11 protein-coding genes are annotated in these 17,814 nt (G+C 55.8%); 5 read left to right on the top strand and 6 right to left on the bottom strand.

Translation table 11 applies throughout. The features are described 5' to 3' along the window. The first annotated feature begins 241 nt into the window (after nt 1-241). Entirely contained in the window at nt 242-1,501 is a 1,260-nt protein-coding gene (locus Mal65_RS13305) for a dockerin type I domain-containing protein (RefSeq protein WP_145298353.1), read from the top strand. Between the two features lie 181 nt (nt 1,502-1,682). Here the strand turns inward: Mal65_RS13305 and Mal65_RS13300 are convergent, their stop codons facing one another. The 5 genes from Mal65_RS13300 to Mal65_RS26495 all read right to left on the bottom strand — a co-directional run bounded on the left by Mal65_RS13300 (nt 1,683) and on the right by Mal65_RS26495 (nt 7,114). Next, a complete protein-coding gene (locus Mal65_RS13300) occupies nt 1,683-2,975 on the bottom strand; it encodes an IS4 family transposase (protein WP_145298350.1) in 1,293 nt (430 codons plus the stop codon). Nucleotides 2,976-3,553: 578 nt separating this feature from the next. After that, on the bottom strand, nt 3,554-4,087 hold the full coding sequence (locus Mal65_RS13295) for a hypothetical protein (protein WP_145298347.1): 534 nt from the start codon (nt 4,085-4,087) through the stop codon (nt 3,554-3,556). Between the two features lie 36 nt (nt 4,088-4,123). Then, nucleotides 4,124-5,197 carry a hypothetical protein gene (locus Mal65_RS13290; RefSeq protein ID WP_145298344.1) on the bottom strand — a complete coding sequence of 358 codons (1,074 nt, stop codon included), beginning with the start codon at nt 5,195-5,197 and terminating at the stop codon, nt 4,124-4,126. A 74-nt stretch (nt 5,198-5,271) separates the two neighbouring features. Continuing rightward, the gene (locus tag Mal65_RS13285) at nt 5,272-6,345 is read right to left on the bottom strand and encodes an Ig-like domain-containing protein (protein ID WP_165701251.1); all 1,074 of its coding nucleotides are present in this window, start codon (nt 6,343-6,345) and stop codon (nt 5,272-5,274) included. A gap of 61 nt (nt 6,346-6,406) precedes the next feature. Further along, nucleotides 6,407-7,114 carry a hypothetical protein gene (locus tag Mal65_RS26495; RefSeq protein ID WP_165701250.1) on the bottom strand — a complete coding sequence of 236 codons (708 nt, stop codon included), beginning with the start codon at nt 7,112-7,114 and terminating at the stop codon, nt 6,407-6,409. 679 nt (nt 7,115-7,793) lie between these two features. Between Mal65_RS26495 and ltrA the strand changes: the two genes are divergently transcribed. The 4 genes from ltrA (at nt 7,794) to Mal65_RS13265 (ending at nt 16,229) form a co-directional block, all read left to right on the top strand. Continuing rightward, nucleotides 7,794-9,200 (top strand): group II intron reverse transcriptase/maturase, encoded by a 1,407-nt coding sequence (gene ltrA / locus Mal65_RS13280; protein ID WP_231131361.1) that lies wholly within the window; start codon nt 7,794-7,796, stop codon nt 9,198-9,200. 1,137 nt (nt 9,201-10,337) lie between these two features. Further along, the gene (locus tag Mal65_RS13275; RefSeq protein WP_145298339.1) at nt 10,338-12,719 is read left to right on the top strand and encodes an arylsulfatase; all 2,382 of its coding nucleotides are present in this window, start codon (nt 10,338-10,340) and stop codon (nt 12,717-12,719) included. 117 nt (nt 12,720-12,836) lie between these two features. Then, nucleotides 12,837-14,495: a sulfatase family protein gene (locus Mal65_RS13270; RefSeq protein WP_196784819.1), complete on the top strand. Its 1,659-nt coding sequence runs from the start codon at nt 12,837-12,839 to the stop codon at nt 14,493-14,495. A 111-nt stretch (nt 14,496-14,606) separates the two neighbouring features. Continuing rightward, the gene (locus Mal65_RS13265; RefSeq protein WP_145298336.1) at nt 14,607-16,229 is read left to right on the top strand and encodes a hypothetical protein; all 1,623 of its coding nucleotides are present in this window, start codon (nt 14,607-14,609) and stop codon (nt 16,227-16,229) included. 100 nt (nt 16,230-16,329) lie between these two features. Here the strand turns inward: Mal65_RS13265 and dnaB are convergent, their stop codons facing one another. Beyond that, a complete protein-coding gene (gene dnaB / locus Mal65_RS13260; protein ID WP_145298333.1) occupies nt 16,330-17,775 on the bottom strand; it encodes a replicative DNA helicase in 1,446 nt (481 codons plus the stop codon). Between the last annotated feature and the right edge of the window lie 39 nt (nt 17,776-17,814).

Genomic DNA, 17,814 nt, shown 5'->3' with positions numbered 1-17,814 from the left:
TGGACCGTCCAGACCAAACCGGCGGTCAGAAAATGAAGCCATGGGGAAGAAAAAGCGTTCACCGGCCTCTGCCCCACAGGCCGGTCGCTGCGAGACCTTAGCAACATCGGACGCCCAGCACCACCCACACGGGGTTTTTGGCCACCCCGAAAATTGACATTCTTCTCAGGCTGCGGTACCGTGCGCGCCAGGCGGGACAGGGGTTCCGTCGATTCGACTCGAAGCACGGGAGAACATCGGGATGTTCATGAAAGAGTCTTTGACCAAAGGTATTCGTTCCTCGGCCGCCCAACGTCGTCGCCGCCGGCTGCGTTTGGAATGTCTTCAGGGCCGACTTTTGATGGCCGGTGACTTGACCAATGAAGTCAATCCGCTGGACGTCAACGGTGACGACCAAGTCAGCGCGGGCGACGCACTGCTGGTCATCAATCATCTGCAACGCAGTGCCCACGCCGAGGGCGAACAGGCATCGCTGTACTACTTGGACGTCAACGGTGACGAATCGGTGACCGCTGGCGACGCCCTGATGGTGATCAACGGGATCGCCCGCGACCAATCGGATCCGTCGCCGCCACTGAGCGTGGACGTGGAAGACGGCACGCCCGACGAAGTGATGCACAGTGGCAATGTCGAAGTTAAACGATACGGCAAAGACGTGCATCTGAATTTCACCGGTGACGACGGCGACTTCGTCGTCACGATGCCGGAACCGGGAATCTTGGAAATCGATCGTTTCCGTGATTTCGAACCGACCCCGGAAATTGATTCGCAGGCCGAAGGCGAACAAATTGCCGAAGAACAATTCCCCTATCGCGTCCCGTTGGGCGACGACCTGTTCATCAAAATGTACGGCGCCGGGACGATCGTCGAACTCAGCGGTGTCGATGTGCCCGACGACTTGATCGTCGATGCCAAAGCGGAAGACACTATTTTCCTGGTCTATGGGACCCGCGTCCATGACGACTTCATCTATCGCGGAAGCGAAGGCAACGACGTGGTTGATATCGACGCGATCGATGAAACGGATGAAACAGGTAGCGAATTTGGCGACGTCGTCAACATTCGCACCAAGGGCGGTGACGACGAAGTCTACGTCTATCACACGCGAGTCCGAAATGATTTCTTTGCCGACCTGGGCAGCGGCAACGATTCGATCGAGTTCTGGCGCGCCGAACTGGGTGACGACGGCAAAGTGCTGGCGGGTTCAGGAGACGATTTCCTGCTGCACTATCAACTGCGGGTTCATGACGATTACATCGTTCACGGACAGGACGGGGACGACGGTTTGTTTGCCGAAGAGATCGAAGTCGGCGACGACGCGCTGCTGTTCCTGCAAGACGGCAACGACGAAATCGGACTGAATTTCATCCGTGTTGGCGATGTGGGCGAAGTCAACGGCGGCGACGACTATGACACCCTGCTCGTCGACGAAGACACCCTGGAAATCCGCAAGCCCCGCATCCGCAACATCGAAGAAACCCTCCCCGTCCCCTCCTCCTGAAAAAGGGGTCAGGCGCAATACTGTTCGGCTCACCTTATGCACTGATGCGGTTTGGGCGGCTTTTGCGTGGGAGGCAGTGCGACGCCGCAAATGCGACGAAGGGTTTGGCAACGCGAACACGAGTCGACCGCGCAGCAGGGAACCGCCCAAGTGGCTTCACTTCGGTCGGTGCGCATTGCTCCTACAGAGCCTTCGGTTTCAATTTTTTGATATGAGCTTCTAGTTCCTCCAAGCTCGCCCAGCCGAGTAAATAAAAGCAGATCATCTCGTAGGTCCGTTTGTTCGGTTGACCCCCGGTGTAGATCAGGATCAGCAGGCAAGCGATGATGGCTAAGTACATTTGAATCTCGACGCCTGCCGGCTTGGTGCTCAGTAGATGCCGACAGCCCAGAAGCTGTTTGATCATTCGGAAGAACAGTTCGATGAGCCAGCGAAGCCGGTAGGCTTCGGCAATCAGTTCCGCCGGAACGTCCATTAAGTTCGTGACCAATCGCAGTCGACCATCGCAGTGAGAGCCTTTGCTGCCAGTGCGGACATGCGGCGGGACTTCGATTTCGATGTAACGAACCGGATGATCGCTTGCGACCGTTTTGCGGTTGCTGGTGTGAGCTCCCAAAACGACTTCTCGGTCGATGCGGACACCGGCGTCGCGATCTGCTGCGGTTAGGTCTCGCTCACAAAGGATCTTCGGCGTGCTGTTGTCGCGGGCTCGGCAAATGTAGCTGCTTCGGGCGGCGTTGATTTGGTTGAACAATTCAAACTTGGCATACCCACGATCAATCACATAGCAGCGATCTGGTTGCAAGACGGAAGCCAGGACTGCCTTTTCGTCATCTTTCCCCTTGGGCTTGGCTGGCGTGGCATCGATTCGCTCGGGGATTCCGCGAAGGATCTCGAAATGAGTGTGCATGCGGTATCCATCAACCGACCTACCTTCAGTCGTTCCGCCTGCCTTATCAGGCAGCCAAGCCAAAGATGCCACACGCACGGCCGTCTTGAAGACGCTGCCATCGACGGCGGTGAGTTGATGTCCGATCACATCAAACTTCGATGGGTCGGCCGAGGGCACTTCGGTAGCAAGCTCCGCGGCGATCTTCTTGAGCGGCTCGGGGTCAAAGATGCTCACCGACTCGGAGAGCGATCCCAGCGAAGCTCGCCCGACGCCGAACTTCTTCTGGACATCTTTGAGTGTGCTGGCTTGCTGTAGTCCACGAAGCGATGTCAGGATCGGATTGAACATCCACATAAGAACTAGCACGCCGTACTGGTCCATGTGCAAATCACGATTGCAGGATTTGTCGCGTGCAGTACCGATCTCGTGCAGGGAATCCAACAGTGGCCGGATCTTCTTGAAGAACTTCAGGCCCTGCAGTTCCGCGGCGCGAATATCAGGCGAGTCTTCCGAGGCCGCATCCCTGTCGCTGCCGAGGCTCTCGGTCGTTGGGCTTCGTTGTTTAGGGGGTCGGTTCGGCACTGACTCATCCGCTGCGTGTCAAACTGGCGGAACATCCGCCAAATTTGAATGCTTGCGCAATCGCCGTGCCAAAAGTCGTTAAAATTCAATGTGCAACTTTCGTGCCGAACAGTATTGCGCCTGACCCCTTTGTCGTGTTGACCCCTTTGTCGTGTTCGCAATCCCCGCCGCTCCCGCGGCACGATCCTGGGAGATGACGCGGAGCGTCGAACACTGCGTGACCACGCAGAGAGTGGTCACGAGGTGGGCGCGTGGGCATCGTCTACATCGCTACGATGTTCGCCCAATGTGACAACCCAAAATCGACTAAAATGGCGTTGCCATGGTATGACGGATCATTGGTAATCGTCCCCGGCGTCATCATCATCATCTTTGTCGTGTTGACCCCTTTGTCGTGTTCGCAATCCCCGCCGCTCCCGCGGCACGATCCTGGGAGATGACGCGGAGCGTCGAACACTGCGTGACCACGCAGAGAGTGGTCACGAGGTGGGCGCGTGGGCATCGTCTACATCGCTACGAAGTTCGCCCAATGTGACAACCCAAAATCGACTAAAATGGCGTTGCCATGGTATGACGGATCATTGGTAATCGTCCCCGACGTCATCATCACCACCTTGCTGACACTCACCAAAGCACGGTGTCGACTCGAATTCCCCGTCAGGATGCGAGAAGGTGGGGACCGTCGACGACTGACAGTAAGCAAGGCGAATCATGGGGTTATTTGGGTCTGTCTGGTTGGTTTCCTCGCAACCCGCTTTGCAAACACGAAACTTGACACACTGCACCGTCTCAACGGGCGCAATGCCGTTATATGTTCCGTCATCGTTATCAACCATGCAGTCGTAGGTTTCGTCGTCTTGGACGACACCCTCAATATGATCCCCAGGGCAATCATAGTTCAAAACATAAAATCCGTTCTGAACCTTCCTGTTCGCGCCCTCCATCACATGTTCATACAAACAAGGCGTCGCATTGCACGCGAACAGAAATTCAAGTCCGATCTGATCCTCGCACGTCGCACCGGCATCGATAAAGCAGTTTTGCCCAATGGCCCAAGGACCGCAGGCAGCCGCCCACACGCAGCATAGCATCTTCAAATTCAACTTCAACATAACAAATCTTTCCTTCAGTAGAGGAACAAAAAACAACTACTTCGAATTGATACGGCCCATTACGTCGGCAACGTGATTGGCCAGGGTAAGATGATTGAATGGTTCGAAAGGCTCGGCAGGGTTGCACTGGGACCACTGCAAGGCAACGACGTGCGATCCAGACGTTCCTGAATAACGAAAATCTTTGGGCACCCATCGGCCATTGAATAGCTCTAGGTCACATTCGTATTTAGTAACCACCTGCGTCCCATTTTCTCGGAAACTTCCGTCTTTCTTTTTCACATAACGCGTTCGCTCGTAGAGCCCGGCGATCGGCCAGTAGTCTCGATTCGTATCGATTGCCAGCACGTATCCTCCTGCATTGAAAAACTCGACCGCATTGTTTTTCAGGGAATCAACTCCCCCGTTCAGTTTGGTCTTCTTCAACACATCGATCCCCGCTTCTGACGAAAGCGTTTTAATGGACGGATAAGTCAGGTACGGCAGGATGGCGAAATCCAGGTCATCTTTTCGCAGGAAGTTCCCATAGAACGAAAACCCCAAGCCGCGAACGGCGAATGGCACCGAGTATGAAAAGCCGCTGGGTTCCCCATTTCGAACGAGACGAACACGCGGCATCTCAGGGCTGCAAATCCAGAGGCCCTGGTCGGTTTTCACAACACCGCCGGGCTGCCAGCGACGCGATCCCTCCGATGCCGTTTCTTTGTTTCCCCTCAGTGCTTTCGCTTCCACCGGGCTTGGTTTTTCAATTCGTTGAAACAGGTGTGCGAAAGCGTCTGTCCTTTCGTCAACACTTAATTCGCCTGTTTGTCGCCAAGTGATCGAGTCTTCGCCAGCCTCTGTGTAGTTCATTTGGTACTTGAAGCTCACGGAGATCAACTTCCCCCGCTGCTCCATCGCATGAAACAGAATGTTTTCGAAGTCCCGGTTTGCCGAAACTTTGATCGGCCGATCTTGAGCCACAACGGTTCCCGAGGTAGACAGCATCGACAAAGCCACGGCAACCAACGAAGCTCGCCAAAAGAAACGGCACCACCTTCGTGCAACGCTTGTTTTCACAACTTTACTTGGTGTTTCTCGGCAGGAGGGCATTTGCTTTTTTAGGTTCATTGCCAGGATCGCTTGAGTGAGAGGACGAACGTGCATTAATTAGAGCTTGGGCACTTACGTGCGAGGGACAAGAATCAATCCTCGGCATATCGCGCGAGAGGAAACTCATATGTGGATTCTCTGTTTGCTCCCGTCGAGACCCGGAACAGGGCGTTGGCCAAAGCGTCGTTCAAACCGCCTGGAAGCTCGGAACGATACAAACGGGAGTTCAGCCGCACTGCCTTTATCGCCTTTTTCCGCCCTGCCGACCTGTCAACGAAATCGATCTCTGTTTTCGGGGCGGCAGACTGAGGTTTCGAAAAGCGACTATAGATTTTGAGGACACCTCCTTGCCTTATTGCCGTGATATCAACCTCAACAGCTGCAACGGCGACCATCGGAACGCTCGCTATGGCTTTATCACGTTGCTTGTTCTTTAAATGGATCGAGAAATGTCGGGGTAATTGTATTGAGCGTTTGCCATCACTCGTCAGCGTAACAACCACTTCTCGAACAAAGGATTCACCTTCGCGTCTGACATCCTTTACAGTTAGGGCGATATCCGTTCGTGAGGTCGCCGCCACGATGGACGACAAGTCGTCACGTACATCGCTACGCAGCACGATCACCCTGGTCAAAGTTCCCCTGTCGGTCGCATCGACTTCCCATGCATCTCGCTCAAACTCGACAACGACGCGTGGCTTGGATAGGTAGGTAAGCAGGACGGTCGTTTCCTCGCTCGAAGTTTCGTCGGTGTCACGGTAGACGAACTGAATGCTCTCGCGGTGAGTCCCAGCTTTCGTTGATGGCGTGACCTTAAACTCAAGACGCGTGTTTCCGGGATCTAGCGACAACGCATCCTTCGTGACCGCAACACATCCGCACGAAACCAACACTTCTTTCAACGGACGAGCAATCGTTTCCGTGTTCGAAAGCGTGATGCCGAGGGAAACTGGCTCCGCAGGATCAAGTTTGCCTAAGTCGATTTGGTGAAAACGGGCCTGCGAGTCAACTTGGTGGACCTGAGTGGCGTTCAGGGCGGTGGGGCGTCGAGTCGCGCTGGGAGCGTCTTCCTGAGCCTGAGCTTTTAGGGGTGTTGCAGCGAGCACAATAATGGCTACGAGGATTGACAGCTTTGCATCGGTTGCTGCGGTGTTTTTTGTTTGCACGGTAACTTCCTTCCCTCGAAACTGGCTTGGAACGTCCAGAATTATGCACACACCTGCCGAATCACCTCGGGGTGCTTTCCGGGTGCTTCTTCGGCTTTTCGTTTTGTACCTTGTTTGGCTGTTCTTGAGGTTCGAGGATCCATCCGATGAAGTGAGGACTCTCGATCGTCTCGAATCGAATAAGCTTGACGATGCGACAACGATTCAACGACCGAACGGTTTCATAGAGTTGGTCGACGCGATCGACAAATCCTTCGTCGGGCAGTGGATTCTCAATTTGCTTCGACCATTGTTGCGATTGAAAAGCACGCAGCACACACTTTTGCGTTTCGGCTGGTTGCCTGTAACGTTTCACCAGGACGCCCGCGAAAGTCAAGCGATTTCCCTCATCGTCCCAGACTGGCTTTGCAAACGGGTGCATTGAAGAACCAGGCCTTGCGATCTCGCCAGTGAGCGTAACGAGCCCGCTGAGTATCCGTCGACCCTCGACGCTCAAAGCGAAGCAACTTGACTCGGAGAACGACATCGAACCATCGAAGGAAAAACGTCGCTGCGAAGCGTTGTCAGATACGATCTCCAACGCGTGTTCGATCCAGTTTGAAGAAACTAGTTTGCTCAACTGGTCAGATGAAAAGCCCTGCTCATGCAACTGCTTCATCGGAAGTGAGTACTGCCACCGGTCCGCGTCGTCGTGGAGACAATGCGAGAAGACTTCAGCGATCCTTAAGAGCTTGGATTCATCCAGATCCAAGCTGCTTCCGTTCAACATTCAACTTCCTCTTTCGCTTGTGTGCGTCCGATACGGGATTGCCAACGACGATTTGACCAACCACCCCGGGGTTTGCCCGGGCATGCGAGTCTCGACATCAGTCCACGCATTCGGCAAAACAGCTCATGTTGCGATGAAGCCGTTTGAAGTTGGCTCTACTTGGGAAGAGCACGATTTCGGCTCGCTACCCGCCAGAAAAATCGCCAAAAGGCATCAGAATCTCCGAAATCGCCCTGGGCGACTGATGCGATCCGCTACGAGTGGTTCGACGATGCATCGCACGGTCATCTGGATAAGACAAAGGGGTCAGGGAGTGCCGGGATAAAACCGGTTTGGAATAGAAAGTGAGAGTCTTTTACGAAGAAGGTTTAGCCAACTGCTTCGGCCCCTGCCGGAGGTGCGATGAAGGTAACGACGTCGTGCTGAGCATCCGATCCGGGGGAAACGTAGGCCAGCTATTGAGCTCCGGAATCTTTATGCTTCCGTGTGCCGACTTTGTCCTGACAAGGGGAAGGCAACATCGGGTCGATCGCTACTTGGGCGAGATCGATGCGAACACGGCGGAGTCTGTGAACCTGTGCATGCGTGGACATTCCAAACGCGAGAACCGGGAGATCCTATCGGCGGCCAGGCAGCAAGCTTGGCCCGGTCAGGGAACCACTCAGTGGGAAAGCCTGACATGAACGCCGATGGGAAGTCAGACGGCTTCGTAGTACCGCCGACTCGGATGAACAACGCGGGGGCTGAACCCTCGGCGGAGTCCGCCGAGGGAAGGGAGCCGACGAAGAAGAACGCAGGTCAAGCCGACGTGTCCCGCGCACCGAAGCGGAAACGTGGCAGGTCTTACGGTTTGGCAGGCGTGCGTGAGACGGCTCGGGCGCAGCCCGAGTTGAAGTTCACGTCGTTGCTGCATCACGTCAACGAGAACCTGTTGACCGAAGCCTTCTTCGATTTGAAGAAGACCGCGGCGGTGGGCGTCGATGTAGTGACGTGGCACGACTACGAACAGGGCCTGGAAGATCGCATCGCCGATCTTCACGGTCGCGTTCATCGGGGAAGCTACCGAGCAAAGCCTTCGAAGAGAATCTACATCACCAAAGCCGATGGGCGCGAGCGTCCAATCGGGATTGCTTCGCTGGAGGACAAGGTCGTCCAGAAAGCGGTCGGTTGGGTTTTGCAGTGCATCTACGAGCAGGACTTTCTCGGCTTCAGCTATGGCTTCCGGCCCGGAAGGAGTCAGCACAAGGCGCTCGATGCGCTCAGTGTTGCTTTGACGAGCAAGAAGGTGAACTGGGTATTGGACGCCGATGTGAAAGGTTTCTTTGACAACATGAACCATGACTGGTTGATGAAGTTTCTGGAACACCGCATCGCGGACAAACGTGTGCTCCGTTTGATCGGCAAATGGCTTCGTGCCGGTGTCAGTGATGACGGGGAGTGGTCCGAGACGAAGGTGGGGACGCCACAGGTAGCGGTGATTTCCCCGCTGCTTGCGAACATATACCTTCACTACGTCTTAGACCTCTGGATTCAAAGCTGGCGTAATCGTCGCGGTCGTGGCGACATGGTCATCATACGCTTCGCGGATGATTTCGTTGTCGGGTTTCAGCACAAGTACGAGGCCGAAGCGTTCCTGGAAGACCTTCGAGAACGTTTTGCCAAGTTCAGTCTGGAGCTTCACGGCCAAAAGACTCGGCTGATTGAGTTCGGTCGGTTCGCCATGAGCAACCGCAAAGAGCGCGGGGAGGGTCGACCGGAAACGTTCGACTTTCTCGGCTTTACGCACCGCTGTGATGTGACCCGGTCACATGGCTGGTTCACGATCCGTCGCGAGACGATCGCCAAGCGAATGCGTGCAACGCTTGCGGCGATCAAGGCGAAACTGCGTCAGCGTCGGCATTGGCCGGTGGGTGTGGTGGGTAAGTGGCTTGGTCGCGTGATGCGAGGCTGGCTGAACTACCACGCGGTGCCGGGGAACATGGTCCGGTTGCAACAGTTTCGCAATGAAGTCGCTAAGCTTTGGCTTGCCGTGCTTCGTCGCCGAAGCCAACGCAGCACGTGGACTGGACTCGAATGCAACGTCTAGCACGCAAGCATCTGCCAACACCGAGAATCTTACACAGCTACCCTCAGCAAAACTTTCACGCCCGATTCGACGTAGGAGCCGGATGAGGTAGACACGCAAGTCCGGATCTGTGCGGGGGGCGGCTGGCAACAGCCGTCCCTACCGCGATCGTGAATGGCACTGTCGAATTTCTGCCGGCGCGGACACTGAGCTTGGCTTGGCGGGCCTTGCTTTGATAAGCTCCCGCTGGCCTGACGATCTTGCGAGCTCCTAAAAGGGGTCAGGCCTCTTTTCGGACCCTGGAGGACAACAAAGTCGATCACTCGCTCATTGAGGTGTGTTGCGGTGGAGACAGGGCGTGATGTTCGGGACCAATGGAAGGGGCGGTGTCTGAATGCTGGCGCATCCAGCAACGGGACGAAACACCAGGTGTATCGATCGCCACGCCAACCGATACGCGAAGCCGGAGTCCTGCTAAAATCGTTTCACTTCAATGCTCCGGCTGGATTACTCATCGACGAGGCCAGACCTCCTTGTTTTCCTCCGGGCTAGGCAAGTTGGAGTCCAGGCTTTAGCCGCCCGAGCGAAATGCCAACATGAAAGAATCGGCTGAAGCCTGGACTCCAACGGATCCGGAGATGAGGCAGGCCTCTTGTTGATGGTCTGACTTGCATCGAGACTGGTTCGAGTGAGATGGCAATCTTGTCGGACGCTTTGGTTGGAAAGCCGTGACTTTTCCGTCTTGCTTCTTGGTGCGTGGGTGGGCCCGTGAGCGATGCTCCAGAAAATCCGTCGACAAGGATTGCTATCTGTTGCTCCGTAGGGGTTGCGTTACGGAACGCTGAGTTTGCGGTGGGTTACGATTCAGAAGCCAGCATCGCAACGACACGAACACTTGGGGCCACAACGGTTCACTTGGTGTATGAAATTCTTGTGGCGGTATCGTGTATTCGTCGCATCCGGCGGAGTGAACAGTCGTTTGTACCGTAAGACTCTTGATATAACGGTCATCTGCCTACGTGTTCGCCGCTCCATTCGTCTTGACTCAAATGAAGGGCGAGAAACACGATTCTCGTCGAAGTCTTTTCCATCCTAATCAATCCATGCTTCCTTTCGTCACGACGCCGTCGACGTAAGGTGGCAACAGAGGGCACTCTTATGAAAGCGGTCATCCGCCAGCTAGTCCCCACCACCATCATTTTGTGGGGTGCCGTTTGCTCGGCTCAGGAAGTCGAAAAGGTCAAGCCGCCGACACCGACGTTTGAGGACCGCGAGGTTCTGCCGATCAAGTCACCGTCCATCCCGCCGATCAAGACGCTGGACGCGCGCGACATGGGCACGCCGTCGGTCTTTGAGGTGAAACCGCCCAAGGGGGCACCGAATGTGATCATCGTCTTGGTGGACGATCTTGGGTTTGGCGGAACCAGTCATTTCGGTGGTCCGGTCAGGACAGATACGTTCGACAAGCTCGCAAAGCAGGGGATTTTTTACAACCAATTTCATTCCACTGCGCTTTGTTCACCGACACGCCAGGCTTTGAAAACGGGCCGCAATCATCATTCCGCCGCGATGGGAAAGATTACCGAATTGGCCACATCGTTTCCGGGGTACACCGGGGTTCTGCCCGATGATGTCGCCGCGATCGGAAAGATGATGAGTTACAACGGCTACAGCACGTCCGCGTACGGGAAATGGCATGAGACGGCGGTGTGGGAAATCAGCCCGTCGGGGCCGATGTCACGTTGGCCGAACCGCCAAGGATTCGATGAATTTTACGGCTTCCTGGGCGGTGAAACCAACCAATGGACGCCGACCATCTATCACAATGAAAATCGCGTCGAAACGCCGGACCAGCCGGACTACCACTTCCTGTCCGACATGACGACCAAGGCGATTGATTGGATGCGATTTCAGCAGTCGCTGACGCCCGACAAACCCTTCTTCATGTATTTCGCACCGGGCGCGACACATGCCCCCCACCACGTGCCAAAGTCGTATATCGAAAAACAGAAAGGACGGTTTGATCAGGGATGGGATCAGTTGCGAGAACAGATTTATCAACGCCAGTTGGCCAGCGGCGTGATTCCCAAGGGAACGAGGTTGGCGCAAAAACCAGACTGGATCAAAGACTGGGCGAACTTGTCGGCGGACGAGAAAAAGCTGTTTTCGCGACAGGCCGAAGTGTTCGCGGCGTTTATCGATATGACCGACACGGAGATCGGTCGCTTGGTACAAGCCGTGGAAGACTTGGGTGAGATCGACAACACGTTGATATTCTACATCGCCGGCGACAACGGCACGAGCGCCGAAGGTATCGAAAACGGGTTGTACAACGAGATGACCTACTTCAACGCCGAACCGAAGGGATCGGATGTTGAGTTCATGCTGCAGTACTACGACAAGTGGGGCGGTCCGGAAACCTATCCGCACATGGCCGCAGGCTGGGCGGTTGCCTACGATTCACCGTTCGCTTGGACCAAGCAAGTGGCATCGGATTACGGTGGCACCCGACAGGGAATGGTCGTTCATTGGCCTGACGGAATTCAATCCAAAGGTGAATTGCGGAGCCAATGGCATCATGTGATCGATGTGGTTCCAACCATCTTAGAAGCCATCGGTGTCCCGCAGCCCAAAGTGGTCGACGGAATTCCGCAACGCCCGATCGAGGGCGTCAGCATGGTGTATAGCTTCGACAACCCGGACGCCGCGGACCGTCACACGATTCAGTATTTTGAAATGTTTGGAAATCGTGCGCTATACCAAAATGGGTGGATGGCACGCACGATCCACTCGCCGCCCTGGGGCGAGCCCCAGAATCGAATCGCGGATGACGTCTGGGAGTTGTACAACGTCGCCGAAGATTTCAGCATGTCGACGAATGTTGCCGACCAGCACCCCGACAAGCTTGCCGAACTTCAAGATCGTTTCATTGGCGAAGCGATCGCCTACAACGTTTTGCCGATGGATGATCGACGGATCGAGCTTGCGAACCCTCAGATTGCCGGCCGCCCCGATCTGATGTTCGGTCGCACCAAGCTGGAGTTATCCGAAGGCATGTTCGGACTGCTGGAGAACGATTTTATCAACACGAAGAACACGTCCTATAGCATCGAAGCCGACTTGGAAACCAATAACGCGAGCACTCATGGAGTGGTGTTGGCCCAGGGTGGACGATTCGGTGGTTACAGTCTTTATCTTGACAAGGGCATTCCGGTCTTCGTCTACAACTACCTGGGACTTCAAGAAACAAAGGTCTCTGGCAAGTCTGCCCTTCCCGCTGGCAAATCAACGTTGAAGATGAGCTTCGGCTATGAGGGTGGCCGCGGCGGAGGCGGAACGGTCACGCTATCGGTCAATGGTCAATCGGTCGCAACTGGGCACGTCCCGAAGACGGAGCCGAACATCTATTCGGCTGACGAAACCGCCGGGGTGGGCGTCGACCTGGAAACGCCGGTCAGCGGAGCGTACACGCGGGAAACGAGCAAGTTCACCGGCCAGATTCACCGCGTTGTCATTGAGACCCATCCGGAAAGCCATTGATTAGATCGGGTCTATCAGATACACAGCGTTCATCATCGGCTAATCCATCGGACCGCCCGATCGGTCCCCCAGAGTCGCATTCGCGAGGCCATGATGAACTGTGCAAGATGTTTCGTATTGACGCTTTTGACATTGCTGTCGGCGACGGCGTGTCTGAAAGCAAGCGATTGTGCCGCCGATGACCAGGCATCTGGCCAACCCAACATCCTGTTCATCATGTCGGACGACCACACGTCGCAGGCGATCGGGGCCTATCAGCGACGGCTTGCGAAAGTGGACCCGACGCCGGTTTTGGATGAACTGGCCGAGGGCGGAATGCTGTTGGAGAACAGCTTTTGCAGCAATTCCATCTGCACTCCGTCGCGAGCCAGTGTGATCAGCGGCCGGTACTGCCACACAACCAACACCCGCGACTTGGACGACAGTCTTTCGCCGGAGTTCCACACGTTGCCACGGCAATTGCGTGCGGCGGGTTACCAAACCGCAGTGATCGGCAAATGGCACCTGACCCATGAGCCCGTCGATTTTGATCACTACTGTGTTCTTCCGGGACAAGGCAAGTATTTCGATCCATTCTTTCAGGTGCGTGGTGAAACGGCATGGCCAGACAATCTGATTCAGATCAAGGGCAAGCATTCCAGCGACGCGATCACCGACCTGACGCTGGACTGGCTTGCCAATCAGCGTGACGCGGATCGTCCCTTCTTCCTGATGCACCACTACAAAGCGCCGCACGACTTCTTTGAGTACGCGCCGCGCTATGAAGACTACCTGCGTGATACTGACATCCCGATTCCCGATTCGATGTGGCGACAGTCGGCCGGATTCGGTTCCCTGGCGACTCGGGGCGTGAACGACCAGTTGTTGCCACATATCGGTACATCGGTCACGCGTCGAAATCCGTTTCGCAATTACACACACATGTATGCGGACGATCCGTCGCTGTCGGACCGTGCCGCCGCTGAGAAGGCGTATCAGACCTATCTGAAGAATTATCTGCGTTGTGTCAAAGGCGTCGACGATAACTTGGGGCGATTGTTTGATTATCTGAAACGCAACAATCTGTTTGAAAACACGATCATTCTTTACACGTCGGACCAGGGAATGATGCTGGGCGAACACGACTATATTGACAAGCGATGGATGTTTGACGAATCGATGCGTACCCCGTTGATCATCCACTACCCTCCCGCGATCCCGGCCAATGTGCGATCGGATGCGATGATCGAAAACATCGACTTGGCACCGACGTTGTTGGATTTTGCAGCTGCGACGATTCCGCCTGAGGTTCAAGGACGGTCGTTTCGCGAGTTATGTGAAACGGGAATCGAACCCAAGGACTGGAAACAAGAAGCCTATTACCGCTATTGGATGCACATCGCCCATCACGATGTCCCCGGCCACCTCGGTATTCGAACCAAGAGATACAAGTTGATGTTCTTCTACGGGATGGATTTCCGAGACCGTGGGAAACCGCGGACGCCGCCGGCTTGGGAGCTGTACGATTTGCAGTCCGATCCGCTGGAGCTGACCAATGTCGTCGACGATCCAGACTATGCCGATGTGGTGAAAGACCTGAAACGTCGGCTTGCTGAAAAGCGAGAATTGATCGGTGATACGGGGTCGGAATCTGCCGAGGCCGAAGCGGTCATTCAACAACACTGGGACGATACCCCGGAAGATCGTGCACAGGCGCGTAAGATCTCCGCGGCTTATGCAAAATCGCGGCAAGGTCGACGACGCTATATCCCTGGGGAGAACAAGCACGATAAGTGATTGTCGGGCCGCAATACGGCGCGGCAGGGCGAGTCCCATCACGCAAAGCGAAGCCTATCTGCTAGCCTTGTGGGCTTACGAAAGTCAACAGAGGCGGGATGGGTTGATCGAATGAGTTCGAAGTCGGAGCGTCCGAGCAAACGCAGGTGGTTGGGTTGTTTACAGAAGGCGGTGATCGGCCTTTTCGTCATTGCCATCGGTATCGTTGCATCGCTTTTGATCGTCGTCGCGATCCGGCAGAGCGGTGCGAAAACGCAAGTCGCGGAAATGAAACAGGCGATCCGAGATGCCGGAATGCCCATCGATCCGGATTCTTTGGAAACGTACCGACAGGAATTGGCATCCGACGAACAGACCGAGTCGTGGGTGGATGTGATCCGCCAGTTTCGCCCCGACTCGGGCTATCGCGATCGTGTTGCCGGTGTTCCCCGGGTCGATGTGACGGCCGCATGCCAACCGTTGTGGGCCGGTGAACCGTGGGGCGAGCGAGACACGGTGCGGCGGTTCTTAGAAGAAACCGGCACGCTGCGTGATGATCTGGCCGAGGTGCTTGATGGGGCTGGACCGATTCATACGCCGATGACGTATGCCGGCGTCGATACCATTCCACCGGCGGCCGATGTGGCTCGCGAGATCGCTTCTATCCTTGCGTTGACGCATCTTGAAGCGATCGATCGCGGTGACATTAACGCATGCGTCCAAGCCGTTGGGCAACTGTTTGCCTTGGAAAGTACGTTGCAAGGCGAGCCGATGGTGTTTCCCCAGCTGATTCGACTGGGTGTGTTCAACGTCGCGTTGGAAGAATTGCGGCGTGTCGTTCAGCTTGGCCAATTGAACGCGGATCAGATCGACAATCTTCTAGCAAACCTGGATCGCGTGCTTCCTTGGGACAAAGCCTTTCAACGGGCGATGATCGGTGAACGGGTGGTCGCGGTGACTGTCTTTGAAGATGGGACGTTGCCCGATGGCATCACTCGCAAAATGCTGGGCATGGCGGGTCCCCGCGACCAATTGGAAACCCTTAGGTGGTATGAAAGATTCCTCGCCTTGCCGACCGATGATCCGGTGACCTTTCTGCGTGCGGCGGCGGAAACCAACGCCGACATGGAGTCCACTCTTGAATCGGCAAACCTTTGGCGACGAGTCGAAACCATGACGACGGGCATGACGCTGCCGGCGTTAAGAGCAATCGCCGTGACGGTGATTCGAACCGAGGAGAATATTCGCTTGGCCCGATTGGCACTCGTTTGCCAACGATTCGAAATCGACCGAGGTCGTTGGCCGTCGTCTTATGACGAGGTTCTTGCGTTTGCCAAAGACGAGATGGATTTGTCCCGCGACGCAATCATCGGCATTGGCCCCCTGCCCTTTGGCGTCAAGCCGGATGGAACGAGACTGGTTCTATGGGGACGACGAATCGAAGGATTCAATGTCGAGTTACCAGACGAACCACCGGAGTCTTACTGGCCCGATGCGTGGCGGGGATTGCCGCCGAAGCAAGATGACGATGACGCCGATCTGGCCGTGAATGAGTCCGACCAACTGGGTTTCGATAGCGAGATGGACATGTTCGACAGTTCGATGGGATTGGATGCCGCGGATGATGCATCGACGGTGCCTGACGAATTGCGTGATCCCGATGTGGACCCGCTGGACCGTCATCTGCGGTTGATCTTTCATCGTGACCGACCGTCGGACAGCTTCTACAAATGGGTGCTTCAGCCGTCGAAATGAGTCGGTGTCAATCGCGCCGGCTACAGGTTTTCCACTAAGTATTTAACACGCACAGCGTGACGTGCGGCATTGGTTCGGCGTGGTGTGAATCCGCGCGGGATCAGCCGCCGGGGGAAGTGAATTCGGCGTAGTCGTCAAATTCGCTGTGGTGCTCCGGCGCTCGGTTGGTGAATCGCGTGAAGTCGGATTCCCATGTCAATTCGACTTCACCGACCGGACCGTTCCGCTGTTTGGCGATGATGATTTCAGCTTGGCCCGCGAATTGCGCTCGGTCTTCGCCGCGATGATAGTATTCTTCGCGGTGCACGAACATCACGACGTCGGCATCCTGTTCGATGGCACCGGATTCCCGCAGGTGCGAAAGCTTGGGACGGTGATCCTTGCTGTCTTCGGCCTGACGGTTCAACTGAGACAGACACAACAGCGGGACGCCCAGTTCCCGTGCGACGCCTTTCAAACGCCGCGCGATCTTGGCCACCTGTTCTTGCCGTGGGTCGCGCGAGTTGTCGGGTTCGATCAGCTGCAGGTAATCGATCACGATCATGCCAAGTTCGTCTTCACGGCGTTTGATCCGCCGGGCGGCCGCCGCGATTTCGCTGACCGTTCGGCTGGGTGAATCGTCGACGAACAGCGGAGCCTGGCTGATCTCGTTGGCCGTTTGGACCAACCGTCCTTGGTCGTCGGATGAAATGGTTCCGTTTCGCAAGCGGTGACCGTTGACGCGGGCCAGCGAACACAGCATCCGGTCGGCCAATTCGATGCCCGACATTTCCAGGCTGACGAACAGCACGGGCAATTTTTGTTCGATGGCGACGTGTTCGGCGATGTTCATTGCCAACGCCGTTTTCCCCATCGACGGTCGAGCGGCCAGGATGATCAGTTCGCCGTTGTGCAGCCCACCGGTCATCTGGTCAAAGTCGGTCAGTCCGGTTTCCGCCCCGCCGTCGGTGACCTCGTCTCGCATGCGTGCTTCCATGCGGTCCATCGCTTGGTGAAGCACTTCGCTAAGGCTGTGCAGCGATTGGCTGGACCGGCCGTCCATGATCGCAAAGACTTTTTGTTCCGCCTGGGCACACAGTTCTTTGGCGGTGCTGGATTGATCGTATGCGTCGCGGAGGATTTCCGTGCTGGATTCGATCAGTCGTCGAAAGACCGCTTTTTCTGCGACGACTTCGCCGTAGTACGACGCGTGTGCCGCATTGGGGACTGCGCCGGACAGCTTGGCCAAGTACGCGGCGCCACCGATCTTGTCGTAATTGCCGGCGGTCCGCAGCTTGGACACCAGCAATGTGATGTCGATCTTTTCGCCCGTGTCGTACATGTCACGACAGGTCTGATAGATCATCCGGTTGGCGTCGTCATAGAAGTCTTCGCTGCGCAGCGATGCCAGGTCGTCCAGCACGTCGGGCATCAACAGAACGCTGCCCAGGACGCCCATTTCGGCTTCCAAATCGAAGGGCGGGTTACGCTGCAGAATTTCCGCGGCGGACTGTTTGCGTTCGGGTTTGTCGCGACGACTGTACGTGTTGGAAAAACCGGCGCTCATGTCGATCCTGTCATCCTGAAATAGCAAAGAATCCTGGGT

The sequence above is a fragment of the Crateriforma conspicua genome (genome assembly GCF_007752935.1).
Classification (GTDB): Bacteria; Planctomycetota; Planctomycetia; order Pirellulales; family Pirellulaceae; genus Crateriforma; species Crateriforma conspicua.
Note: the sequence above shows the minus strand (reverse complement) of the source record. Positions and strands in the feature narration are given on the sequence as shown.